This window comes from Geodermatophilus obscurus (assembly GCF_900143215.1).
GTDB classification, from domain to species: Bacteria; Actinomycetota; Actinomycetes; order Mycobacteriales; family Geodermatophilaceae; genus Geodermatophilus; species Geodermatophilus obscurus_A.
The window spans coordinates 45,344-68,944 of the sequence record NZ_FRDM01000011.1; the positions used below are offsets into that span (position 1 = coordinate 45,344).

Genomic DNA, 23,601 nt, shown 5'->3' on the forward strand with positions numbered 1-23,601 from the left:
CACGCCACCCGGCCCGGAACCCACCGAGCACGACCGACAGGGATCACATGGACCGCCTCGTCGTCCGCGGCGCCCGCGAGCACAACCTCAAGGACGTCCACCTCGACCTGCCCCGCGACGCGCTGATCGTGTTCACGGGGCTGTCCGGCTCGGGGAAGTCCAGCCTCGCCTTCGACACGATCTTCGCCGAGGGCCAGCGCCGCTACGTCGAGTCGCTGTCGGCCTACGCCCGCCAGTTCCTGGGCCAGATGGACAAGCCCGACGTCGACTTCATCGAGGGGCTCTCACCGGCCGTCTCGATCGACCAGAAGTCGACCAACCGCAACCCGCGGTCGACCGTCGGCACGATCACCGAGGTCTACGACTACCTCCGGCTGCTCTACGCCCGTGCCGGGCAGCCGCACTGCCCCAACTGCGGCAAGCCGATCTCCCGGCAGACCCCGCAGCAGATCGTCGACCAGGTGCTGGCGATGGAGGAGGGCACCCGCTTCCAGGTGCTCGCCCCCGTCGTCCGGGCCCGCAAGGGCGAGTACGTCGACCTCTTCAGCTCGCTGCAGACCCAGGGCTTCTCCCGCGTCCGCGTCGACGGCGTCGTCCACCAGCTGACCGACCCGCCGAAGCTGAAGAAGCAGGAGAAGCACACGATCGAGGTGATCGTCGACCGGCTCACCGTCAAGGAGAGCGCGAAGCGGCGGCTCACCGACTCGGTCGAGACGGCGCTGGGCCTGGCCGGCGGTCTCGTCGTCCTCGACTTCGTCGACCTGCCCGAGGACGACGCGCAGCGCGAGCGCACCTTCTCCGAGCATCTGGCCTGCGTGGACGACGGGCTGTCGTTCGAGGCGCTGGAGCCGCGGTCGTTCTCCTTCAACTCGCCGTTCGGCGCCTGCCCCGAGTGCACCGGCATCGGCACCCGCAAGGAGGTCGACCCCGACCTCGTCGTACCCGACCCCGGGAAGAGCCTGGCGCAGGGCGCGATCGCACCGTGGGCCACGTCGATGAGCAACGAGTACTTCACCCGGCTGCTCACCGGTCTCTCCCAGCAGCTCGGCTTCTCCATGGACGACCCGTGGGAGCGGCTGCCGGCCAAGGTGCAGAAGGCGGTCCTGCACGGCTCGCCGGACCAGGTGCACGTCCGCTACAAGAACCGCTACGGCCGCGAGCGCAGCTACTACGCCGCGTTCGAGGGCGTGCTGCCCTTCCTCGAGCGGCGGCACGACGACACCGACAGCGAGTACATGCGGGACAAGTACGAGGGCTACATGCGCGACGTGCCCTGCCCCGTCTGCCACGGCACCCGGCTCAAGCCCGAGATCCTCGCCGTCAAGCTCAACGACCGCTCGATCGCCGAGGTCACCGGCCTGTCCATCGGCGACGCCTCCACGTGGCTGAACAGCCTGGAGCTCGGCGAGCGCGAGCGGGCCATCGCCGACCGCGTGCTCCGGGAGATCCAGGCCCGGCTGTCCTTCCTGGTCGACGTCGGCCTGGACTACCTGTCGCTGGACCGGCCGGCGGCGACGCTGGCCGGTGGTGAGGCGCAGCGGATCCGGCTGGCCACCCAGATCGGCTCCGGGCTGGTCGGCGTCCTCTACGTGCTGGACGAGCCCTCGATCGGGCTGCACCAGCGGGACAACTCCCGGCTGATCGAGACCCTCGTGCGGCTGCGCGACATGGGCAACACGCTCATCGTCGTCGAGCACGACGAGGAGACCATCAAGACCGCCGACTGGGTCGTCGACATCGGCCCCGGCGCCGGTGAGCACGGCGGCGAGGTCGTCGTCAGCGGCACCGTGGCGGACCTGCTGGCCAGCGAGCGGTCGCTGACGGGTGCGTACCTCTCCGGGCGCAAGGAGATCGCCGTTCCGCAGGTGCGCCGCCAGCCGACGCCCGGCCGGGAGCTGGTCGTCAAGGGCGCCCGCGAGCACAACCTCAAGGGCGTCGACGTCACCTTTCCGCTGGGCCTGCTCGTCGCGGTCACCGGCGTGTCGGGCTCCGGGAAGTCCAGCCTGGTCAACGACATCCTCTACACGACCCTGGCCAACGAGCTGAACCGCGCGCGGATGGTGCCCGGCCGGCACCGCACCATCACCGGCCTGGACCAGCTCGACAAGGTCGTGCACGTCGACCAGTCGCCCATCGGCCGCACCCCGCGGTCCAACCCGGCGACCTACACCGGCGTCTGGGACCACGTGCGCAAGCTGTTCGCCAGCACGTCGGAGGCGAAGATGCGCGGCTACCAGCCCGGCCGCTTCTCCTTCAACGTCAAGGGCGGCCGCTGCGAGGCCTGCTCCGGCGACGGCACGCTGAAGATCGAGATGAACTTCCTGCCGGACGTCTACGTGCCGTGCGAGGTGTGCAAGGGCGCCCGGTTCAACCGGGAGACCCTCGAGGTGCACTACAAGGGCAAGACCGTGGCCGAGGTCCTCGACATGCCCATCGAGGAGGCGGCGGACTTCTTCGCCGCCATCCCGGCGATCTCGCGGTACCTGCGCACGCTCACCGAGGTCGGGCTGGGCTACGTCCGACTCGGCCAGCCGGCGACCACCCTCTCCGGCGGCGAGGCGCAGCGCGTCAAGCTGGCCAGCGAGCTGCAGAAGCGGTCCAACGGCCGCAGCGTCTACGTGCTCGACGAGCCCACCACCGGGCTGCACTTCGAGGACATCCGCAAGCTGCTGATCGTGCTGCAGGGCCTGGTCGACAAGGGCAACTCGGTCATCGTCATCGAGCACAACCTCGACGTCATCAAGAGCGCCGACTGGCTGATCGACATGGGCCCCGAGGGCGGCTTCCGCGGCGGCACCGTCGTCGCCGAGGGGCCGCCGGAGTTCCTCGCCACGGTCCCGGAGAGCCACACCGGCCGGTACCTGGTGCCGATGCTCGACCCGGCCGCGGTGGCCGCCGCGGCGGCACCGAAGAAGCGGGCTCGCAAGAAGGCCAGCTGAGCCGAGGCCGGGCCGGACGCCGGGCGTCCGGCCCGGCCGGCCCGGCCGGAGCCCTCGTTGCCGTCATCCCCCGTCGCTAGCGTCGGAGGCGACGGGAACGGAGGTGCCGAGATGGTCCAGCCGCGGACCTACCCGCACGGTGTGACCTGCTGGATCGACACGGAGCAGCCCGATCCGGCCGAGGCGGCCCGCTTCTACGCCGGGCTCTTCGGCTGGACGCTCACCGACGCGGTGCCGCCCGGTGCGCCGGGGACCTACCTCATCGCCACCATCGACGGGCAGGACGTCGCCGCGATCGGCCCCGGCACGTCGGACACCGCGGCGTGGCACACCTACGTCGCGGTCGACGACGCGGACGCCACGGCAGCCGCGGTGACCCGGCTCGGCGGCACGGTCCGCGCCGGACCCGAGGACGCCGGACCCGGCGGCCGTGCGGCCACGTGCACCGACCCCGCCGGGGCGGAGTTCCGGCTCTGGCAGCCTCGCCGCCGCCTCGGGGCCCAGCTGACCAACACGCCGGGCACCTGGAACTTCAGCGACCTCCACACCCCCGACCGCGACGCCGCGACGGCCTTCTACGGCCCGCTGTTCGGCTGGCTCGCCGTGGACATGGAGCAGGGGGCCGGCACGATGATCCAGGTCCCGGGATACGGCGACCACCTGGCGGCCACCGTGGACCCGGGCATCCACGAGCGGCAGGCGTCGGCGCCGCGGGGGTTCGCCGACGTCATCGGGGCCCTCGTGGTGGTCCCGGCGGGAGAACCGGCCCGCTGGCAGGTCACCTTCACCGCGGCCGACCGCGACGACAGCGCCGCCACCGCCGAGCGGCTCGGCGCGACCGTGGTGACCTCCTCCGACGACCTGTGGACGAGGAACGCCCTCCTGCGCGACCCCCAGGGGGCGGAGTTCACGATCGCCCAGTTCACCCCGCCCGACGGCGAGTGGTGAGCCCGCCCGGCGCCCGCTGAGCGGCGGTCGGGCACCCGGGCGAGGATGGCCGGGTGCCCGACGCCGCCCGCACCTACGACCTGGTCGTCTACGGCGCCACCGGCTTCGTCGGCCGGCTGCTCGCCGCGTACCTCGCCGGCGCCGCCCCGGCCGGCCTGCGCATCGCGCTGGCCGGCCGGTCCCGGAGCCGGCTCGAGCAGGTGCGCGCCGAGCTGCCGGCGGCCGCCCGCGACTGGCCGCTGGTCGAGGCCGACTCCACCGACGCCGCCTCGCTGGCCGCGCTGGCGGCCTCGACCCGGGTGCTCGCCACCACGGTGGGCCCGTACGTCCGCCACGGGCTGCCCGTCGTCGAGGCCTGCGCCCGGGCCGGCACCCACTACGCCGACCTCACCGGCGAGGTGCTGTTCGTCCGCCGCGCCATCGACAGCACCGACGCGGTCGCCCGCGACACCGGTGCCCGGATCGTGCACGCCTGCGGCTACGACTCCATCCCCTCCGACCTCTCGGCTCTCCTGCTCGCCGAGCGGGCGCGAGCCGACGGCGCCGGCGGCCTGCGCGACGTCCAGCTGGTCGCCACCGCGCGCGGCGGTTTCAGCGGCGGCACCGTCGACTCCGTCCGCGCCCAGGTCGAGGAGATGCGCCGCGACCCCACGGCGCGCCGGCTGGCCGGCGACCCGTTCGCGCTCAGCCCCGACCGCGGCGCCGAGCCCGACACCCGCCAGCCCCGCGACGCCGCTCCGCCGTCGCGCACCCCGGACGGCCGGTGGACGGCGACCTTCCTCATGGCCCCGTTCAACACCCGCGTCGTCCGGCGCAGCAACGCCCTCCAGGACTGGGCGTACGGCCGCGGGCTGCGCTACGGCGAGGTGCTGGGCTGCGGGCGGGGGGTCCCCGGCGCCGCGACGGCCACTGCGGTCACGGCCGGGCTGGTCGGCGTCGCCGCCGCGATGAGCCTGCCGCCGACCCGCGCCCTGCTCGACCGGGTGCTGCCCGAACCCGGCACCGGCCCCGGCGAGCAGACCCGGGCCCGCGGCTGGTTCCGCATGGAGGTCGACGCGACCACCGGGAGCGGACGCCGCTACCGCGCCACCGCCGCCGGTAAGGGCGACCCCGGCTACGCCGCCACCGCCGTCATGCTGGGCGAGACGGCGCTCGGGCTGACCCTGGACGGCGACCGGCTGCCCGGCCGCGCCGGCTCGCTCACCCCGGCCACCGCGCTCGGGTCCGTGCTGGTGGAGCGGGTGCGTGCCGCCGGCCACACCTACGAGGTCAGGGAGACCTGAACGGGCGATACCGGCGGACTTGAGCGCAGGGCGACCTGCGCCCTACGCTCCGTGTGACCGACGTCACGCTGCCGTGTCGGCGTGACGGGTCCCCGACCGAGGAGGCGCCGGTGGGTGCGCTCACGCCCGACTGTGATCCGGACCTGTCCACCTGCGGCTCGCCGACGTCCCCACCCGGGGGCGGCGTGCGGTCCACGGTCGTCCTGCTCGCCCTGGTGACCGTTGCGGTGCTCGCCGTCACCGGCGAGGCGGTGCCGGGCGCGGTGGCCTTCCTGGCCGGTGGGGTGGGACTGGTGTCCGCGCTCGTGCTGGGCGGGCGAGCGGTCCGCCTGGCCCGGCGGGCCGGCGCAGCGGTCGTGGCGCAGGCGCCCCGGGCGGGAGCTGTGCACCGGTCGCGTCCGGTGGGCTGACGCCGGCGGGCGGCACCGGGCCGCCCTGCGCGGCCGGTGGGGAGAAGGCAGGCTGACCGGCGACGACGCCGTCCGAGGAGGCCTGCCGCGATGACCGACCCTGCCCCCGCCACCTGGGCCGAGGCCGCCGACGGCATCCGGTTGGCCGAGCGCCGCTGGACGCCCGACGGCGCGGTGCGGGGCACCGTGCAGCTCGTGCACGGGCTCTCCGAGCACGCCGGCCGCTACGGGCGGCTGGCCCGCGCGCTCACCGCGCGGGGCCTCGCCGTCACTGCGCTCGACCAGCGGGGGCACGGGCGCACGGCGGAGTCGACCGGACCGGGCGGCTTCGGGGAGGGCGCGAGCAGCGACGCCGTCCTCGACGACGTCCGCGACCTGGCGCAGCGGCTGGCTGCCGACCACCCCGGCGTCCCGGCCTTCCTGCTGGGCCACTCCCTGGGCTCCGCGGTCGCGCTCGCCTCCGCCGAGCGGGACGGCGTGCACCTGGCCGGTCTGGTGCTGTCCGGGCCGATAGGCGTCGCGCCGCAGCTGGCCGCGGCGGTGCCGCAGCTGGAGGCGGCCGTCGCCGGCGGGATGGGCGACCAGCCGATGGACGCCCTGGGCGCCTTCAACGCCCCCTTCGAGCCGGCCCGCACCCCCTTCGACTGGCTGACCCGCGACGCCGGCGAGGTCGACGCCTACGTGGCCGACCCGCTGTGCGGCGACGACGTCCCGCCGACGTACCGCTACGGCGCCGGGATGTTCGAGCTCGTGACGCGGGCGGCGACCCCCGGGGGCGTGGCCGGCCTGCCCGACGGGCTGCCGGTGCTGCTGCTGGCCGGTCAGCGCGACCCGGTCGGCGGGGTGGACGCCGCCCAGGTCACCGCCCTGGCCGACCTGCTGCGCGACCGCGGCCTGCCGGTCGAGCTGCGGATCTACCCCGACGCCCGGCACGAGGTCTTCAACGAGACCAACCGCGACGAGGTGACCGCCGACCTGCTGGCCTGGCTGGGGGCCCGGCTCGGCGGCTGACCGGCGTCCGAACCACACCGGTGTCATCTGGTCGGCGAAGCGTCGTCCGGCCCACCTAACCTGGGGTGCATGCCCGACCCGTCCACGTACCGACCGGCGGTCGGCAGCATCCCGGAGTCGCCCGGTGTCTACAAGTTCCGCGACCCCAACGGCCGGGTGGTCTACGTCGGCAAGGCCAAGAGCCTCCGGCAGCGGCTGAACAGCTACTTCGCCGACGTGGCGGGCCTGCACCCGCGCACCCGGCAGATGGTGACCACGGCGGCCAGCGTCGAGTGGACCGTCGTCGGCACCGAGGTCGAGGCCCTCCAGCTCGAGTACAACTGGATCAAGGAGTTCGACCCGCGGTTCAACGTCCGCTACCGCGACGACAAGAGCTACCCCTCGCTGGCGGTCACGCTGAACGAGGAGTACCCGCGGCTGCAGGTGATGCGCGGCCCGAAGAAGAAGGGCGTCCGCTACTTCGGGCCGTACGCGCACGCCTGGGCCATCCGCGAGACGCTCGACACGCTGACCCGGGTCTTCCCGGCGCGCACCTGCTCCACCGGCGTCTTCAAGCGCGCCGGCCAGATCGGCCGGCCCTGCCTGCTCGGCTACATCGGCAAGTGCGCCGCGCCCTGCGTCGGGCGGGTCTCCGCCGAGGAGCACCGGGAGATCGTCGACGGCTTCTGCGACTTCATGGCCGGCCGCACCGACCAGATGGTCCGCCGCCTCGAGCGCGAGATGGCCGAGGCTGCCGAGGCGATGGAGTACGAGAAGGCCGCCCGGCTGCGCGACGACCTCGGTGCCCTCAAGCGGGCGATGGAGAAGCAGGCCGTCGTCCTCGGGGACGGCACCGACGCCGACGTGGTCGCCTTCGCCCAGGACGAGCTGGAGGCTTCCGTGCAGGTCTTCCACGTCCGCGGCGGGCGGGTCCGCGGCCAGCGCGGGTGGATCGTCGACAAGGTCGAGGAGGTCACCACCGGCGAGCTGGTCGAGCAGTTCGTGCTGCAGGTCTACGGCGGCGTCGACGAGGCGACCGGCGTGGGGGAGGCGGGCGAGGCGGTGCCCCGGGAGGTGCTCGTCCCCGAGCTGCCCGACGACGCCGACGTCTACGAGGAGCTGCTCAGCGAGCTCCGCGGCAGCCGCGTGAGCCTGCGGGTGCCGCAGCGGGGCGACAAGCGGGCCCTGCTGGAGACGGTGGAGCGCAACGCCAAGGAAGCCTTCGCACGGCACCGGGTCAAGCGGTCCAGCGACCTCACCGCCCGCTCGCTGGCGCTGTCGGAGCTGCAGGAGGCGCTGGAGCTGCCCGACGCGCCGCTGCGCATCGAGTGCATCGACGTCTCGCACGTCCAGCAGACCAACGTGGTGGCCAGCATGGTCGTCTTCGAGGACGGTCTGCCGAAGAAGTCCGACTACCGGCGGTTCTCCGTCACCCACGGAACCGACGACACCGCGGCGATGGCCGAGGTCGTCCGCCGCCGGTTCGCCCGCCACCTCAAGGAGGAGCAGGATCGCCGCGACGAGCAGGGGGTCGCGGCGGAGGAGGGCCGGCCGCGCCGGTTCGCCTATCCGCCGAACCTGCTCGTGGTGGACGGCGGCGCCCCGCAGGTCGCCGCGGCCGCCCGGTCCCTCGACGAGCTGGGCATCGTCGACGTCGCCGTCTGCGGGCTGGCCAAGCGCATGGAGGAGGTGTGGCTGCCCGGGGAGTCGGACCCGGTCATCCTGCCGCGCACCTCCGAGGCGCTGTACCTGCTGCAGCGGGTCCGCGACGAGGCGCACCGCTTCGCGATCACCTACCACCGGCAGAAGCGGTCCACCAGCATGCTGGTCTCCCTGCTGGACGACGTCCCCGGCCTCGGGGAGACGCGGCGGAAGGCGCTGATGAAGCAGTTCGGATCACTCAAGCGGTTGCGGGCCGCCACCGTCGAGGAGCTGGTGGCCGTGCCCGGCATCGGCCGGCGGACGGCGGAGGCCGTGCTCGCGGCGGTGGCGCAGCCGGAGGCGACGGGAGCACAGCCGGAGGTGGAGGAGGCGACGGGAGCACAGCCGGAGGTGGAGGAGGCGACGGGAGCACAGCCGGAGGTGGAGGAGGCGACGGGAGCACAGCCGGAGGCGGAGGAGGCGACGGGAGCACAGCCGGAGGTGGAGGAGGCGACGGGAGCACAGCCGGAGGTGGAGGAGGCGACGGGAGCACAGCCGGAGGTGGAGGAGGCGACGGGAGCACAACCGGAGCCGGGGGAGAGCGGGCCGGCGGACGACGCCGCGCCCACCGAGGAGACCGTCGAGACGACGACCGCCCCGGCCGGCCCGGCCGAGCGCGGCACCCCCCGCAGCGGCTCCGGCGCCACCGCCGAGGTCGGGCTGGTGGCGTCGTGAGCGGCTCTGCGATCGCGCCGGTGGTCGAACCGGCGCCGCCGGGCGGGATCGAACGGGGAGCCGGGATCGAACGGGGAGCCGGAATCGAACGGGGAGCATCGTGACGGAGCAGGCCGGGACCGCCCACCTCGAGGTGCCGCCCGGCGCCCCCGGGCACCCGCACAGCGAGGTCCCCGTACCGCTGGACCCCACCTCCACCGAGACGCCGCCGCTGGACGTCGTCGTCGTCACCGGCCTCTCCGGCGCCGGCAAGAACAGCGCCGGGCGGGTGCTGGAGGACCTCGGCTGGTTCGTCGTCGACAACCTGCCGCCGGCGCTGCTGCTGCCCATGGTCGAGCTCGGCGCCCGCGGCGACGTCCGCCGCTTCGCCGCCGTCGTGGACGTGCGCAGCCGGGCGTTCTCCAGCGACCTGCAGGAGGCGATCCGGGTGCTCGCCGAGGCCGGCCACCGCCCGCGGGTGGTCTACGTGCACGCGCGGGACGAGGTGCTGGTCCGCCGCTACGAGTCCAACCGGCGGGAGCACCCGCTGCAGGGCACCGGCACGCTCATCGACGGCATCACCGAGGAGCGGGCGCTGCTGACCGGCATCGCAGGCGAGGCCGACCTCTGGGTCGACACCAGCGACCTCAACATCCACCAGCTGCGCGCCACGCTGGAGAACGCCTTCGCCCGCGAGGGCAAGACGCCGCCGCTGACCGCGACGGTGCTCAGCTTCGGGTTCAAGTACGGCCTGCCCCTGGACGCCGACCTGGTCGTCGACGCCCGCTTCCTGCCCAACCCGCACTGGCTGCCCGACCTGCGCCCGCACACCGGTCAGGACCCGGACGTCCGCGACTACGTCCTCGGCCAGGACGCCGCCCGGCCCTTCCTCGACCGTTACACCGACGTGCTGCGGCTGCTCATCCCCGGCTACCGCCGCGAGGGCAAGCGCTACCTGACCCTCGCCGTGGGCTGCACCGGCGGGAAGCACCGCAGCGTCGCCATCGCCGAGGAGTTCGCCCGCCGGCTGCGCGCCGACGGCATCGACGCCACCGTCCAGCACCGCGACCTGGGCCGCGAGTAGTGGGGGCCGCGGAGCAGACCCCGTCCGCCGGACCGGACGGGGCCGCGGTCCGGCCGCCGCGCGTGGTCGCCTTCGGCGGCGGTCACGGGCTGGCGGCGGCGCTCGCCGCCTGGCGGCGGATCACGCCGGACCTGACCGCGGTCGTCACCGTCGCCGACGACGGCGGCTCCTCCGGGCGGATCCGGCGGGAGATGCCGGTCCTGCCGCCGGGCGACCTGCGGATGGCGCTCACCGCGCTGGCCGGCGACGACGCCGACACCCGGCAGATGGCGGCGCTCCTGCAGCACCGGCTCGGCGGCAGCGGCGTCCTCGCCGGCCACCCCGTGGGCAACCTGGTGCTGACCGGGCTCGTCGAGATGCACGGCGGGGACACCGTCCGGGCGCTGGACGACGTGTGCCGGCTGCTGGGCGCCTGCGGGCGGGTGCTGCCGATGGCCGACGTCCCCCTGGACCTGGTCGCGCGGGTGGAGACCACCGACCCCGACGACCCGGCGCGGGCCCGCACCATCCGCGGTCAGGTGGCGATCGCCACGACGCCGGGCCGGGTGCGCGAGATCCGGCTGTCGCCGGCCGACCCGCCGGTGCACCCCGACGTGCTCGACGCCATCGCCACCGCCGACGTCGTCTCGCTGGGCCCGGGGTCCTGGTACACGTCGGTGCTGCCGCACCTGCTGGTGCCGCGGCTGCGCGCCGCGCTCGCCGCGAGCCACGCCCGGGTGGTCGTCGTCCTCAACCTCGAACCCCAGCCGGGGGAGACCGACGACTTCTCACCGGAGGAGCACCTGACCGTGCTGCAGAGCCATCTCGGCGGAGTGGCATTGCACACGGTGATCGCCGATGAGGGAACGGTGGTTGACCGCTGTGGTCTCCTGTCTGCGGTACGTGAGTGCGGTGCCGAGCTCGTGCTGGCCCCGGTCGCCGAGGACCGCGGCGTGCCGCGACACGACCCGGTGCGCCTGGCCGGAGCTCTCCGCGAGGCGCTCCGGTCCGTGGTCGCGGCGCGACAGGGCATGGAAATAAGCGAGCGGGTACCGCAACCTCTCGTACCGGGACCGGTACGAGAGGGAGACGAAGGGAACGCCGCACATGGGGCTTGGTGAGCCCGGGGGAACATGGGGGTGGACGGCATGGCGATGACGGCCATGGTCAAGGACGAGCTGTCGCGTGTGGAGTGCACGAAGACCTCCGAGCGCAAGGCGGAGGTCACGGCACTGCTGCGCTTCAGCGGCGGCCTGCACATCGTCGGTGGCCGGGTGGTCATCGAGGCCGAGCTCGACACCGGCTCGGTGGCACGCCGGCTGCGCCGTGACATCAGCGAGGTCTACGGCTACACGAGCGGCGTCAGCGTGCTGGCGGGCGGCAACATCCGCCGTGGGGTGCGCTACCTGGTCCGGATCGCCAAGCACGGCGAGGGCCTGGCGCGGCAGACCGGGCTGGTCGACCAGCGCGGCCGGCCGGTCCGCGGGCTGCCGCCGTCGGTGGTCAGCGGCGGCCTCAACGACGCCGAGGCCGCCTGGCGGGGGGCCTTCCTCGCGCACGGCTCGCTGACCGAGCCCGGGCGCTCCTCCTCCCTGGAGGTCACCTGCCCGGGCCCGGAGGCCGCGATGGCGCTGGTGGGCGCGGCCCGCCGGCTCGGGATCGCCGCCAAGGCCCGCGAGGTGCGCGGCGCCGACCGGGTCGTCGTCCGCGACGGCGATGCGATCAGCGCGCTGCTGACCCGCATGGGCGCCCACGACGCGGTGCTGGCCTGGGAGGAGCGGCGGATGCGCCGCGAGGTCCGGGCCACCGCCAACCGGCTGGCCAACTTCGACGACGCCAACCTGCGCCGCTCCGCCCGGGCGGCGGTCGCCGCCAGCGCCCGCGTGGAGCGGGCGCTGGAGATCCTCGACGGCGACGCTCCCGAGCACCTGCTGGTCGCCGGTCGGCTGCGGCTGGAGCACGGCCAGGCGTCGCTGGAGGAGCTCGGTCAGCGCGCCGATCCGCCGATGACCAAGGACGCCGTCGCGGGTCGGATCCGCCGGCTGCTGGCCATGGCCGACAAGCGGGCCAAGGACCTCGGCATCCCCGACACCGAGTCGGTCGTGACCGAGGACATGCTCACCCAGTGAAAGGGCCCTCCTGCCCCCCACCGCTCGCAGGCTCGTGGCGGGGCCCTGCAGGAGGGCCGTTCCAGCCTGTCACCGGGCCCGGGTCGCCCTGTCGGGCGACCCGGGCCGCGTCGTGCCGGGACCGATAGGGTCAGTGCCCGGTGAGGTCGCGCACGTGTGCGGCTCCTGCAGCTCCACCGACTAGACGAGCTCCACCGAACAGACATGGGAGGTCTGCTGTGACCGTACGGGTGGGCATCAACGGGTTCGGCCGGATCGGGCGCAACTTCTGGCGGGCGGCCGCGGCCAGCGGCAAGGACATCGAGATCGTGGCGGTCAACGACCTGACCAGCCCCGAGGTCCTGGCGCACCTGCTCAAGTACGACAGCATCCTGGGCGTGCTGTCCGAGGACGTCGCCGCCGACGGCGAGGGCATCAAGATCGCCGGGAAGACCATGAAGGTGCTCTCCGAGCGCGACCCGGCCAACCTGCCGTGGGGCGACCTGGGCGTCGACGTCGTCGTCGAGTCCACCGGCTTCTTCACCAAGGCCGACGACGCCCGCAAGCACGTCGACGCCGGGGGCGCCAAGAAGGTGATCATCTCGGCGCCGGCCACCGGCGACGACCTGACCATCGTCATGGGCGTCAACGACGAGAAGTACGACGGCTCGCAGACGATCATCAGCAACGCGTCCTGCACGACCAACTGCCTGGCCCCGCTGGCCAAGGTGCTCAACGACGGCTTCGGCGTCGAGCGCGGTCTCATGACCACGATCCACGCCTACACCGCCGACCAGAACCTGCAGGACGGCCCGCACAAGGACCTGCGCCGCGCCCGCGCCGCCGCGCTGAACATGGTCCCCACCTCGACCGGTGCGGCCAAGGCGATCGGCCTGGTCCTGCCCGAGCTGCAGGGCAAGCTCGACGGGTACGCCGTCCGCGTCCCCGTACCCACCGGCTCGGCCACCGACCTCACCGTCCAGCTCTCCCGCGAGGTGTCGGCCCACGAGGTCGACGCCGCCTACCGCGAGGCCGCCGCGGGCCCGCTGGCCGGGATCCTCAGGTACACCGACGCGCCGATCGTCTCCTCCGACATCGTCACCGACCCGGCGAGCTGCATCTACGACAGCAAGCTGACCAAGGTCTTCGGCCCGATGGTCAAGGTGCTCGGCTGGTACGACAACGAGTGGGGCTACTCGAACCGGCTCGTCGACTCCGTCGAGCTCGTCGGCCGCTCGCTCTGACGCGGCGCGCCGTGCGTTCCCTCGACGATCTGCTCGCCGAGGGCGTCTCGGGTCGGCGCGTGCTCGTGCGCGCCGACCTGAACGTCCCGCTGGACAAGACCACCCGGGCCATCACCGACGACGGCCGGATCCGCGCCAGCCTGCCCACGGTGCAGGCGCTGCGCGACGCCGGTGCGCGCGTCGTCGTCGCCGCGCACCTGGGCCGCCCCAAGGGCGCACCGGACCCGCAGTACTCGCTGGCCCCGGTAGCGGCGCGGCTCGGCGAGCTGCTGGGCACCGACGTCCCGCTGGCCGCCGACGTCGCCGGGGACGACGCCCGCGCCCAGGCCGGCGCGCTCGGCGACGGCGACGTCCTGCTGCTGGAGAACGTCCGCTTCGAGGCCGCCGAGACCTCGAAGGACGACGCCGAGCGGGGCGAGCTGGCCGACCGGCTGGCCGCCCTCGCCGACGTCTACGTCGACGACGCCTTCGGTGCCGTGCACCGCAAGCACGCCTCGGTGTACGACGTCGCGCTGCGGCTGCCGCACGTCGCCGGCCGGCTGGTCGCCACCGAGCTCGACGTGCTGACCCGGCTGACCCAGGACCCGCAGCGGCCCTACGTCGTGGTGCTCGGCGGCTCGAAGGTCAGCGACAAGCTCGCCGTCATCGAGGCGCTGCTGCCCAAGGTCGACCGGCTGCTCGTCGGCGGCGGCATGTGCTTCACCTTCCTGGCCGCCCAGGGCCACGAGGTCGGGAAGTCGCTGCTGGAGGCCGACCAGGTCGAGACCTGCCGGAGGCTGCTGGCCCAGGCCGGCGACCGCATCGTGCTGCCGCTCGACGTCGTCTGCGCGCCGGAGTTCAGCGCCGAGGCGGCGACCACCACGGTCCCCGTCGGGTCGATCCCGGACGACCAGCTGGGCCTGGACGTCGGCCCGCGCACGGTCGAGGCGTTCGGCCGCGAGCTGGGCGGCGCCCGCACCGTCTTCTGGAACGGGCCGATGGGCGTGTTCGAGCTCGCGCCGTTCCAGGCCGGCACCCGCGGGGTCGCCGAGGCGGTGGCCGCGGTCGACGGGCTGTCCGTCGTCGGCGGCGGCGACTCGGCCGCCGCGGTGCGCCAGCTGGGGCTCGACGAGGCCGCCTACGGCCACATCAGCACCGGCGGCGGCGCGTCGCTGGAGTACCTCGAGGGCCGGGAGCTGCCCGGCCTCGCAGTGCTGGCCGACTGAGCGAGGAGGACGGACATGGCACGCAGGGGCACCCCGGTCCGCCGTGAGGGGCGCCGGCCGCTCATCGCCGGCAACTGGAAGATGCACCTCACCCACCTCGAGGCCATCGGCCTGGTGCAGAAGCTGGCCTTCAGCCTCAAGGAGCCCGAGCTGGAGGCCGCGGAGGTCGTCGTCCTCCCCCCGTTCACCGCGCTGCGCAGCGTGCAGACGCTCGTCAACGGCGACAAGCTGGAGATCGGCTACGGGGCGCAGGACCTCTCCGTGCAGGACTCCGGCGCCTACACCGGCGAGGTCAGCGGCGCGATGCTCGCCGCGCTGGCCTGCCGGTACGTCGTCGTCGGCCACTCCGAGCGGCGCGCGCTGCACGATGAGGACGACGCCGTGGTGGCCGGCAAGGTGCAGGCGGCGCTGCGGCACGGCCTGGTCCCGATCCTGTGCGTGGGGGAGGGGCTGGACGTCCGCCGGGCCGGCGAGCACGTCGCGCACTGCACCGCCCAGCTCGACGCCGCGCTCGAGGGCCTGACCGCCGAGCAGCTGACCGCGCCCGGTGAGGGCACCGGCATTGTCCTCGCCTACGAACCGGTGTGGGCGATCGGCACCGGCGAGGTGGCCACCCCCGAGGACGCTCAGGAGGTGTGCGGTTCCCTGCGGTCACGGCTCGCCGAGCGTTTCGGCGCCGAGACCGCCGGGATCGTCCGTATCCTCTACGGCGGGTCGGTGAAGGCCGCGAACACGGCCGGGATCCTGGCCGGGCCGGACGTCGACGGTGCACTCGTCGGTGGCGCCAGCCTGGACGCCGACGAGTTCGCGCAGATCTGTCGGACAGCCGCCGACGTCGGCTGACCGCCGCCGCCGGACAGGCGGGGAGCGGGTGGAGTGGACAGCACGCTGGAGCGGGGCCCCGGCTGGGTGCGGGGCACCCGCGGCCGGGTCGCCGGCATCGCTGCCGTCGTCCTGCTGGTGGTCGGGGTAGCGGTCAGCTGCGCCAACGCCGGCGAGGACCGCGCCGCCCTCCCCGTCCTCGGCGACGGCCCGGACGCCGGGGTCACCTCGGTCCGGGCGCCGTCCGAGGCTCCCGGGGGCACGCTGCGGGTGGTGACCGGCGAGGTCGACAACCTCGATCCGCAGCGCTCCTACCTCCCCGGCGTGTGGAACCTCATGCGGCTCTACACCCGCACCCTGGTCAGCTACGCCTCCGAGCCCGGCCGCACCGACGAGCTGGTGCCCGACCTCGCGACCGATCTGGGAACCACGCCGGACGGCGGGACCACCTGGACCTTCACCCTCCGCGAGGGGGCGCGGTTCGAGACCGGCCAGCCGATCACCTCGCGCGACGTCAAGTACGGCATCGAGCGCTCGTTCGCCTCCGACGTGGTCGTCGGCGGTCCGACCCGCGTGGTGGAGCTGCTCGACGACCCGGGCAACCCCTACGCCGGCCCGTACCAGGACGAGACGCCCGGCCGGCTGGGCCTGGCCTCGGTGGAGACACCCGACGACCGCACCATCACCTTCCGGCTGCGCGCGCCGCAGCCGGACTTCCCGTACGTCATGGCGCTGCCCTCCAGCAGCCCGGTCCCGGCGGAGCACGACACCGGGGCCGACTACGGCCGCGACCCGGTCTCCTCCGGCCCCTACCTGGTCGCCACGCGGGATGACGTCACGGGCATCGTGCTAGAGCGCAACCCGCAGTGGGACCCGGCCACCGACGACGTCCGCACCGCGCTGCCCGACCGGGTCGTCGTGCGCACCGGGCTGACCGGTGTGCAGCGGGACCAGGCGCTGCTGGCCGGGTCCGCCGACGTCGACATCTCCGGCGCCGGCATCCAGGCGCCGACCACCGCCCGGCTCGGCGAGGACACCGGCGGCGAGGTCCGGCTGGTCGACCGGATCGACGAGGTGACCACCAACGTGGTCCGGCTGCTCGCGCTGCCGACGGACGTCGCGCCGTTCGACGACCCGGCCTGCCGGGCCGCGGTCGCCGCGGTCGTGGACCGCGCGGCCGTGCAGGAGGTGCTCGGCGGGCCCGCGGAGGCCGTGCGCACCTCTCGGCTGTGGCCGCACGGCGTGGCCGGCGGGCCCGAGGAGACCGACCCGACCGCCGACCCCGCCACCGCCGGGGAATCCCTGGCCGGCTGCGGCCGACCGGACGGCTTCAGCACCGTGCTCGCCGTCTCGGACGCCCCGACCGGCGTGGCCGTGGCCGAGGAGCTGGCCGGGCAGCTGTCCCGCATCGGTATCCAGGCCGAGGTGCGGGCGCTGGACGCGCCGAGCTTCTACGCGACCGAGGTCGGTAACCCCGACCGGGTCCGCGACAACGGGATCGGCATCGTGCTGGCCACCTGGACCGCCGACTTCCCGACCCCCGGCTCGTTCCTCGTGCCGCTGGTCGACGGCCGGTCGGTCAGCACCGTCGGCAACACCAACTTCGCCCGCCTGCGTGACCCCGCCGTCGACGGGCTCATCGACGCCGCCCGCGCGGCCGCCGGCGACCCGGAGGCGGCCCGTGCGGCCTGGCGCGAGGTGGCGACGGCGGCCACCGCGACCGGCGCGTACGTGCCGCTGGCCGAGTCGCGGGTGCAGCTGTTGGCCGGCCAGCGGCTGCGCAACGGCGTGGTGATGGGCCCCTACACGAGCTACGACCTGGCGACCGCCGGCGTCCGCTGACCGGGGGGACGCCGACGGTCGGTTACCCTCGGGACATGGTCGAGCTGGTCCTCAACGTGCTGCTGGTGCTCACCAGCGTGCTCCTCGTGGTGCTGATCCTGCTGCACCGCGGCAAGGGCGGTGGCCTGTCCTCGATGTTCGGCGGCGCGGTCTCCTCGCAGCTGTCCGGCTCCTCGGTGGTGGAGAAGAACCTCAACCGGCTCACCGTGTTCACCGGCCTGATCTGGACGGTCTGCATCGTCGCCCTGGGCATCCTGCTCAAGGCCTGAGGGAGGACCCCGCGTCCCCCCCACTCCTCGTTCCAGCACGTCAGCACACCGCGGCGGAGTCCTCCGGGGAGCCGGCACGGGCTGACGGCGGTCCGGCGAACGCCGAGGCCACCGGGACCAAAGTCCTCCGCGCGGCAAGATCCTGGCCATAGACTGCCCGGGCGACCGCTGGGTCGCTGCACACCGCTGAGACGCACAGGGGGCACTCGTGGCTGGTGGTAATGCGATCCGGGGCACGCGGGTGGGCGCCGGGCCGATGGGGGAGGCCGAGCGCGGGGAGACCGCTCCCCGCCGGCGGGTGCCGTTCTGGTGCGCCCAGGGGCACGAGACGGAGGTGTCCTTCGCCTCGGACGCCGAGGTGCCCGAGCTGTGGGACTGCCCGCGCTGTGGGCTCCCCGCCGGCCAGGACCAGGCGGCCCCGCCACCCGCGCCGCGGACCGAGCCCTACAAGACCCACCTGGCCTACGTCCGCGAACGGCGCAGCGACGCCGACGGCGACGCCCTCCTCGAGGAGGCGCTGGCCAAGCTGCGGGCCCGCCGCGGCGCCTGAGAGGACCCGCTGCTCGCCTACCGTAGAAGGACCCCGTCCCCCTCACCCCTCGCAAGCTGGGGGTGAGCCTCGGGACGGGGCCACGTGGCGGGCCCGGGCCGAGCTCACTCGCGGGCGGTCCGCGGGTGCGGCACGGTTGCCCACGCCACCCAGGCCGCCCGCTCCCAGTTCCAGTAGCAGCCCGGGTGCCCGAGGGGTGTGGTGGGGACGTCGACCGGCGCCTGGCGGGGCGTGCGGCGGACGGCCGGGGCGGGAAGCGTCATCACGGTCTCCACGGCGGTGGGACGGCGGCCGGGCGGCTACCGGTCGCGGTCCGCAGTGTGCGCCGCCGGCACCTCCCGCACCAGGGGCCGCAGCCCCCGGTCAGCCCTGACCGGCGAGTTCCGCGGCGGCCTCGGCGTCCAGCAGCCAGCGGGTCGCCCGGCGCCCGTGCACGCCGGCCGCGGGCAGCTCCTCGGGCGTCGTGCCACCGGTCAGCGCCCGCGCCACGGCCGGCGCCTTGGCCGCGCCGGAGACCAGCAGCCACACCTCCTCGGCCGCGTTGATCGCGGAGAAGCCGAGGCTGATCCGGGTCGGCGGCGGCTTGGGGCAGTTGCGCACCGCGAACACGGTGCGCTCGTCGGCGACCGCCGGCGTGCCGGGGAAGACCGACGCCACGTGCCCCTCCGGGCCCATGCCGAGCAGCAGCAGGTCGATGCGGGGGAGCGGCTGCCCCTCCGGCGCCGCGGCGGCCAGCTGGTCGGCGTACCAGGCGGCGGCGTCCTCGGGCTCGGCGAACCCGGCGTCCGAGGCCGGCATGGCGTGGACGCGCTCCGCCGGGACACCGGCCGGGTCCAGCAGCGCCTGCCGGGCGCCCAGCTCGTTGCGGTCGCCGTCGTCGGCGGGCACCCAGCGCTCGTCGCCCCACCAGACGTCGACCGCGGCCCAGTCCACCCGCTCGCGCACGGGTTCGCGGACCAGGTCGGCGACCCGCTCGAGGACGGCGGTGCCGATGCCCCCGCCGGTGAGGACGACCGACGCCGTTCCGTGCACGGCCTGGGCGGCGGCCAGCCGCGCGACCAGCGCCGCGCCGACGGCGCGGGCCAGCCGGTCGGCATCGGGCTCGACGACGACGTCCGGCGTGGGGTGACCGCCCGCGGCCATCCGGGCGGCGGCGCGGTCCCCGGGAGGCAGCGTCACGGGACGGCCTGCCCGGCATCGCGGGCGCCCTGGTCGGCGTCGTCCACGCCCTGCTGGGCGACCTCGTCCGTGCCCTCCGAGTCCAGCGGGACGGCGGCCAGCGTCTCCCCGCCGCTGCCGGCGTTCTCCTCGGCGGGGTCGCGCCACACGTACTCGCGCACGGCGGACCGGTACGCCAGGTCCGGCACGCCGGTGGTGCTCTCCAGTGCCTCCGCGAAGGGCTCGTCGGGGTCGAGGCGGCGCAGCTCCTCGCCGATCAGGTCGCCGAGCTGCCGCTCGGGCAGGGCCACCGTCGCCTCCGGCCGGTAGGGCTGGCTGATCACCGCTCCGCCGCGACGGTCGGCCTCCACCCGCACCTGCTCGTCCTGGTCCAGCTCCAGCACCACGGCGGAGACGCCGCTCGGCCCGGGGCGGCGTTCGCCGGACACCACCGGGATCTCGAGGCCGCAGCGCGCGCTCAGCCAGCCGGCCGTCAGCAGCGCCGTGGCGCTGCCCGGATCGCCCTCGACCCGTCCGCCCAGCACCCGGACGGCGTCGCCGCGGCGTCCGGACACCGAGTCCACCGTCGAGGTGAGCGTGGACCGCCACGGCGTGCTGCGGGTCCAGGCCAGGTCGGTGTCGCCCGGCACGTAGTCCTCGGCGCGGGCGCGCAGCGCGGCCTGCTGGTCCTCGGCGAGCGAGCTGTCGGCGATCCGCCGGTCGGCGATCACCGCCAGCGCGTCGGTGGCCAGCTGCTCCGGCGGCGTGCCGTGCCACCAGGTCACCACGGGGGCGTCGGCGGCCAGCAGTGGCAGCACCACCGACTCGGCGTGCAGCGCCAGCCGGCCGTACATGCGCATGACCACGGCCTCACCGGGGCCCAGTCGCCCGCCGATCAGCACCTCGGCGTCCAGCCGCGGGGTCGGCGCCTCGATCTGCCGGCGGACGACGATCAGCAGCCGGCAGGGGTGCTGCTCGGCGGCGGCGGTCGCGGCCTCCTCGGCCTCGGCCACCCGGTTCTCGTCGGCCACGACCACCAGGGTCAGCGCCACGCCGGAGAGCACCGCACCGCCGGTGCGCCGCTGGGCGGCGAGCTCCTTGACCACGGCGGAGCCGGTGGTGTCCCACAGGGTCGTCATCGGGTTCCCTCCCGTCGGGCGGCTGCAGCGGGTCGGCGCCTCACGGGCGCCGCCACCGTCGGCCCTCGGCGGCCAGCATCTCGTCGGCCGCCCGTGGCCCCCACTCGCCGGCCCGGTAGGGCTGCGGCGTCGTCCCGGCCCAGAACTCCTCGAGCGGGTCGATCACCGCCCACGACGCCTCGACCTCCGCGTTGCGGGGGAAGAGCGTGGCGTCGCCGAGCAGGACGTCCAGCAGCAGCCGCTCGTAGGCCTCGGGGCTGGCCTCGGTGAACTGCTCGCCGTAGAGGAAGTCCATCGACACGTCGCGGACCTCCATCACGCTGCCGGGCACCTTCGACCCGAACTTCAGGGTGACCCCCTCGTCGGGCTGCACCCGCACGACCAGCTGGTTGTTGCCCAGCTCCTCCGTGTCGGTGTCGGCGAAGGGCAGGTGCGGAGCCTGCTTGAAGACCAGCGCGATCTCGGTGACCCGCCGTGGCAGCCGCTTGCCGGTGCGCAGGTAGAACGGCACGCCGGCCCAGCGGCGGGTCTCCACGCCGAGCCGGACGGCGGCGTAGGTCTCGGTGGTCGAGCGCGCGTCGACGCCCTCCTCCTGCCGGTAGCCGGTGGCCCGCTGGCCGGCCAGCCAGCCCTGCTCGTACTGGCCGCGCACGGCGAAGGTGCGGAGGTCCTCGGGCAGCGAGACGGCCCGCAGGACCTTGAGCTTCTCGGTGCGGATCTCCTCGGCGGAGAACTCGACCGGCTCCTCCATCGCGGTGAGCGCCAGCAGCTGCAGCAGGTGGTTCTGCAGCACGTCGCGGGCGGCGCCGGTCTCCTCGTAGAACTGGGCCCGCCCGCCGATCCCGACGTCCTCGGCCATGGTGATCTGCACCGAGTCGACGTGGTGGCCGGTCCAGACCGGCTCGAACAGCTCGTTGGCGAACCGCAGCGCCATCAGGTTCTGGACGGTCTCCTTGCCCAGGTAGTGGTCGATCCGGAAGACGTCCTCGGCGGTGAACACCGAGTCGACCAGCTCGTTGAGCTCCCGGCTGGAGGCCAGGTCGGTGCCGAACGGCTTCTCCACCACGACCCGGCGCCACCGTCCGGAGGTGCTGTCGGCCATGCCGGTGCGCTGCATCTGCTTGAGCACGACCGGGAACATCGCCGGCGGGATGGACAGGTAGAAGGCGGCGTTGCCGCCGATCCCGTGGGTGCCCTCGAGCTCCCCGAGGGTGGCGGCCAGCTGGTCGAAGGCGTTGTCGTCGTCGAACGAGCCCTGCACGAAGCGCACGCTGCCGGCCAGCCGCTCCCAGACCTCCTCCCGCCACGGGGTGCGGGCGGCCTTGCGCGCGGCCTCGCGGGCCAGCTCGGCGAAGTCCTCGTCGCCCCAGTCGCGGCGGGCGAAGCCCAGCAGGGCGAAGTTGGTCGGCAGCAGACCGCGGTTGGCCAGGTCGTAGACCGCCGGCAGCAGCTTCTTGCGCGCGAGGTCCCCGGTGATGCCGAAGACGACCAGGGCGCAGGGCTCGGGTACGCGGGGCAACCGCCGGTCCCGCGGATCGCGCAGCGGGTTGGAGATCATGGTCCGTCCTCGTGGTCGGGTGGGTGGCCGCCGTCCGGCGCGGCGGTGCACCGGGCGGCGGGTGGTGCGGGTGCGCTCGTGGACCCTGATCTTCCCCGAGGCTGCTCAGCCGAGCGCGTCGAGCAGCTGGCCGGTGCCCGCGGCCCGGTCGGTCAGGTGCAGGTGCAGCAGCGGCCGCTGCCGCGCGACCAGGGCCTGCCGGTCACCGGCGGCCTGGGCGGCCTGCAGCGTCGCGAAGCCGTAGGGCCGGTCGGGCACCGGGAGGTCCGCCGCGACGGCCCCGGTGACCTGCAGGAACGCGCCGGTCCGCGGGCCGCCCTTGTGGTACTGGCCGGTGGAGTGCAGGGAGCGCGGGCTCCACCCGAAGGTGACGGCGTGCTCGGTGTGCCGGGCCAGCGCCGCCCGCAGCTCGCCGGCGCGGGCGTCGGCTATCCGGTCCAGGTAGGCCATCACCGCGAGGTAGCCCCGCGGCGGGACGGCGGCCAGCAGCGCCTGCAGGGCCAGGGCCACCCCGTCGTGCTGGCGCAGGTCCACTCCCCCGAGCAGCCCGCCGGGCGCACGCAGCTCGACGGCGCCGATCGTCGCCAGCGGCGGCTCGGCGGGCAGGCCGGCGTCCAGCAGCCGCAGGGTGTTCTCCTCGGACTCCGCCACGTCCGGCTGGTCGAACGGGTTGGTGCCGAGCACCCGCCCGGCCACGGCGGTGGCGTACTCCCAGCCGAGGAACTGTGCACCGAGCGGGCCGGTCACGCCGACGGAGGGGCCCGGCGGGACCGGGCCGCCGCCGACGACGGCCAGCAGCGCGTCCGGGGCGGTGGCGCCGGGGGCGTCGGGCGACTCGACGACGACCAGCAGCAGCCCGCGGCCGTCCTTGCCGGTGGACCCGGCGACCAGCTGCTCGGCCCAGTCGCCGAAGCCGGGGATCGCCGAGCCGCCGTCGGCGAGGGCGACCTTGTCGCGACCGGTGCGGAAGCCCGCGCTCAGCGCCACGCCCAGCTCGAGCGCGGCGTTGCCGGGCTCGGCCAGGTGTTCGGCGAGCTCGGCGGCCTGCTCGAGCAGCGCGCCGACGTCGGCCCCGGCCAGCGCTGCAGGCACCAGGCCGGAGGCCGACAGCGCGCTGTAGCGGCCGCCGACGTGCGGGTCGGCGAGGAACACCTCGCGGACGCCCATGGCCGCGGCGGTCTCCGCCAGCGGCGAGCCGGGGTGGGTGACGACGACGAACCGGGCCCCGATCTGCTTCTCGTCGAGGCCCGCGTCGGCGAACGCCTGGATGGTCGCGCGCCGCTGGCTGTCGGTCTCCACCGTGCCGCCGGACTCGGCGCTGAGCACGACGACGGTGCGGTCCAGGTCCGTCAGCGCGGCGGCGACCTGCTGCGGATCGGTGGTGTCCAGGACGACGAGCGGCACGCCCGCCGTCCGGCAGATCACCTCCGGCGCCAGCGACGAGCCGCCCACCCCGCAGAGCACCACCCGGTCCAGGCCCTCGGACCGCAGCTCGGCGCGCAGCTCGGCCAGCCGGCCCACCAGCGGCCGTGAGGTCGCCGGCAGGTCCAGCCAGCCCAGCCGGACCGCGGCCTCGCGCTCGGCCTCCGGCCCCCACAGGGTGGGGTCCTCGGCCACCAGCCGGGCGGCGACGTCGTCGTCGGCCAGCTGGGTCCGCACCGGCTCGGGGACGTCGAGCCCGGTACAGCGGAACGCGAAGGTCACCCGGCCTCGCCGCC

The 23,601-nt window shown here is 74.7% G+C and carries 20 protein-coding genes; 15 read left to right on the top strand and 5 right to left on the bottom strand.

The window, feature by feature from the left end:
- Positions 1 to 47: 47 nt before the first annotated feature.
- The 15 genes from uvrA to BUB17_RS12475 all read left to right on the top strand — a co-directional run bounded on the left by uvrA (position 48) and on the right by BUB17_RS12475 (position 18,028).
- The gene (gene uvrA, locus BUB17_RS12405; protein ID WP_072918383.1) at positions 48 to 2,939 is read left to right on the top strand and encodes an excinuclease ABC subunit UvrA; all 2,892 of its coding nucleotides are present in this window, start codon (positions 48 to 50) and stop codon (positions 2,937 to 2,939) included.
- A gap of 111 nt (positions 2,940 to 3,050) precedes the next feature.
- On the top strand, positions 3,051 to 3,887 hold the full coding sequence (locus tag BUB17_RS12410; protein ID WP_072918385.1) for a VOC family protein: 837 nt from the start codon (positions 3,051 to 3,053) through the stop codon (positions 3,885 to 3,887).
- Positions 3,888 to 3,940: 53 nt separating this feature from the next.
- Positions 3,941 to 5,170, top strand: a complete 1,230-nt coding sequence (locus BUB17_RS12415) for a saccharopine dehydrogenase family protein (RefSeq protein WP_072918387.1) — start codon at positions 3,941 to 3,943, stop codon at positions 5,168 to 5,170.
- A 110-nt stretch (positions 5,171 to 5,280) separates the two neighbouring features.
- On the top strand, positions 5,281 to 5,580 hold the full coding sequence (locus BUB17_RS12420) for a hypothetical protein (RefSeq protein ID WP_072918524.1): 300 nt from the start codon (positions 5,281 to 5,283) through the stop codon (positions 5,578 to 5,580).
- 90 nt (positions 5,581 to 5,670) lie between these two features.
- Positions 5,671 to 6,591, top strand: a complete 921-nt coding sequence (locus BUB17_RS12425) for an alpha/beta fold hydrolase (RefSeq protein WP_072918389.1) — start codon at positions 5,671 to 5,673, stop codon at positions 6,589 to 6,591.
- 69 nt (positions 6,592 to 6,660) lie between these two features.
- Complete coding sequence (uvrC, locus tag BUB17_RS12430; RefSeq protein ID WP_244277180.1) at positions 6,661 to 8,946, top strand: excinuclease ABC subunit UvrC; 2,286 nt, start codon at positions 6,661 to 6,663, stop codon at positions 8,944 to 8,946.
- 100 nt (positions 8,947 to 9,046) lie between these two features.
- Entirely contained in the window at positions 9,047 to 10,009 is a 963-nt protein-coding gene (gene rapZ, locus BUB17_RS12435; protein WP_083606304.1) for an RNase adapter RapZ, read from the top strand.
- Between the two features lie 62 nt (positions 10,010 to 10,071).
- Complete coding sequence (locus BUB17_RS12440) at positions 10,072 to 11,109, top strand: gluconeogenesis factor YvcK family protein (RefSeq protein WP_244277181.1); 1,038 nt, start codon at positions 10,072 to 10,074, stop codon at positions 11,107 to 11,109.
- A 27-nt stretch (positions 11,110 to 11,136) separates the two neighbouring features.
- Positions 11,137 to 12,117: a DNA-binding protein WhiA gene (whiA, locus tag BUB17_RS12445; RefSeq protein ID WP_072918527.1), complete on the top strand. Its 981-nt coding sequence runs from the start codon at positions 11,137 to 11,139 to the stop codon at positions 12,115 to 12,117.
- 218 nt (positions 12,118 to 12,335) lie between these two features.
- Positions 12,336 to 13,340 (top strand): type I glyceraldehyde-3-phosphate dehydrogenase, encoded by a 1,005-nt coding sequence (gene gap, locus BUB17_RS12450; protein ID WP_072918392.1) that lies wholly within the window; start codon positions 12,336 to 12,338, stop codon positions 13,338 to 13,340.
- A gap of 11 nt (positions 13,341 to 13,351) precedes the next feature.
- Complete coding sequence (locus BUB17_RS12455; protein ID WP_072918394.1) at positions 13,352 to 14,545, top strand: phosphoglycerate kinase; 1,194 nt, start codon at positions 13,352 to 13,354, stop codon at positions 14,543 to 14,545.
- Positions 14,546 to 14,560: 15 nt separating this feature from the next.
- A complete protein-coding gene (gene tpiA, locus BUB17_RS12460; protein WP_072918396.1) occupies positions 14,561 to 15,388 on the top strand; it encodes a triose-phosphate isomerase in 828 nt (275 codons plus the stop codon).
- A 33-nt stretch (positions 15,389 to 15,421) separates the two neighbouring features.
- Complete coding sequence (locus tag BUB17_RS12465; protein ID WP_072918398.1) at positions 15,422 to 17,209, top strand: ABC transporter substrate-binding protein; 1,788 nt, start codon at positions 15,422 to 15,424, stop codon at positions 17,207 to 17,209.
- Positions 17,210 to 17,244: 35 nt separating this feature from the next.
- Entirely contained in the window at positions 17,245 to 17,478 is a 234-nt protein-coding gene (gene secG, locus BUB17_RS12470) for a preprotein translocase subunit SecG (RefSeq protein WP_072918399.1), read from the top strand.
- Positions 17,479 to 17,686: 208 nt separating this feature from the next.
- Positions 17,687 to 18,028 (top strand): RNA polymerase-binding protein RbpA, encoded by a 342-nt coding sequence (locus BUB17_RS12475; RefSeq protein ID WP_072918401.1) that lies wholly within the window; start codon positions 17,687 to 17,689, stop codon positions 18,026 to 18,028.
- A gap of 104 nt (positions 18,029 to 18,132) precedes the next feature.
- On the opposite strand, the gene BUB17_RS26850 is transcribed toward BUB17_RS12475, so the two are convergent.
- From BUB17_RS26850 to BUB17_RS12495, 5 genes are all read right to left on the bottom strand, one after another.
- Positions 18,133 to 18,291: a hypothetical protein gene (locus tag BUB17_RS26850; protein WP_175561352.1), complete on the bottom strand. Its 159-nt coding sequence runs from the start codon at positions 18,289 to 18,291 to the stop codon at positions 18,133 to 18,135.
- A gap of 100 nt (positions 18,292 to 18,391) precedes the next feature.
- Complete coding sequence (gene pgl, locus BUB17_RS12480; protein WP_244277182.1) at positions 18,392 to 19,207, bottom strand: 6-phosphogluconolactonase; 816 nt, start codon at positions 19,205 to 19,207, stop codon at positions 18,392 to 18,394.
- The gene (locus tag BUB17_RS12485; protein ID WP_072918402.1) at positions 19,204 to 20,325 is read right to left on the bottom strand and encodes a glucose-6-phosphate dehydrogenase assembly protein OpcA; all 1,122 of its coding nucleotides are present in this window, start codon (positions 20,323 to 20,325) and stop codon (positions 19,204 to 19,206) included. The genes pgl and BUB17_RS12485 overlap by 4 nt, the downstream gene beginning before the upstream one ends.
- 40 nt (positions 20,326 to 20,365) lie before the next feature.
- Positions 20,366 to 21,883: a glucose-6-phosphate dehydrogenase gene (gene zwf, locus BUB17_RS12490; protein ID WP_072918404.1), complete on the bottom strand. Its 1,518-nt coding sequence runs from the start codon at positions 21,881 to 21,883 to the stop codon at positions 20,366 to 20,368.
- A gap of 105 nt (positions 21,884 to 21,988) precedes the next feature.
- Positions 21,989 to 23,587: a glucose-6-phosphate isomerase gene (locus BUB17_RS12495; RefSeq protein ID WP_072918405.1), complete on the bottom strand. Its 1,599-nt coding sequence runs from the start codon at positions 23,585 to 23,587 to the stop codon at positions 21,989 to 21,991.
- Positions 23,588 to 23,601: the final 14 nt, after the last annotated feature.

Excerpts from the sequence above, each read along its gene's own strand:
- uvrA (WP_072918383.1), top strand. The coding sequence starts at position 48 with ATGGACCGCCTCGTCGTCCGCGGCGCCCGCGAGCACAACCTCAAGGAC.
- BUB17_RS12410 (WP_072918385.1), top strand. The coding sequence starts at position 3,051 with ATGGTCCAGCCGCGGACCTACCCGCACGGTGTGACCTGCTGGATCGAC.
- BUB17_RS12425 (WP_072918389.1), top strand. The coding sequence starts at position 5,671 with ATGACCGACCCTGCCCCCGCCACCTGGGCCGAGGCCGCCGACGGCATC.
- uvrC (WP_244277180.1), top strand. The coding sequence starts at position 6,661 with ATGCCCGACCCGTCCACGTACCGACCGGCGGTCGGCAGCATCCCGGAG.
- whiA (WP_072918527.1), top strand. The coding sequence starts at position 11,137 with ATGGCGATGACGGCCATGGTCAAGGACGAGCTGTCGCGTGTGGAGTGC.
- tpiA (WP_072918396.1), top strand. The coding sequence starts at position 14,561 with ATGGCACGCAGGGGCACCCCGGTCCGCCGTGAGGGGCGCCGGCCGCTC.
- secG (WP_072918399.1), top strand. The coding sequence starts at position 17,245 with ATGGTCGAGCTGGTCCTCAACGTGCTGCTGGTGCTCACCAGCGTGCTC.
- BUB17_RS26850 (WP_175561352.1), bottom strand. The coding sequence starts at position 18,291 with ATGACGCTTCCCGCCCCGGCCGTCCGCCGCACGCCCCGCCAGGCGCCG.
- BUB17_RS12485 (WP_072918402.1), bottom strand. The coding sequence starts at position 20,325 with ATGACGACCCTGTGGGACACCACCGGCTCCGCCGTGGTCAAGGAGCTC.
- zwf (WP_072918404.1), bottom strand. The coding sequence starts at position 21,883 with ATGATCTCCAACCCGCTGCGCGATCCGCGGGACCGGCGGTTGCCCCGC.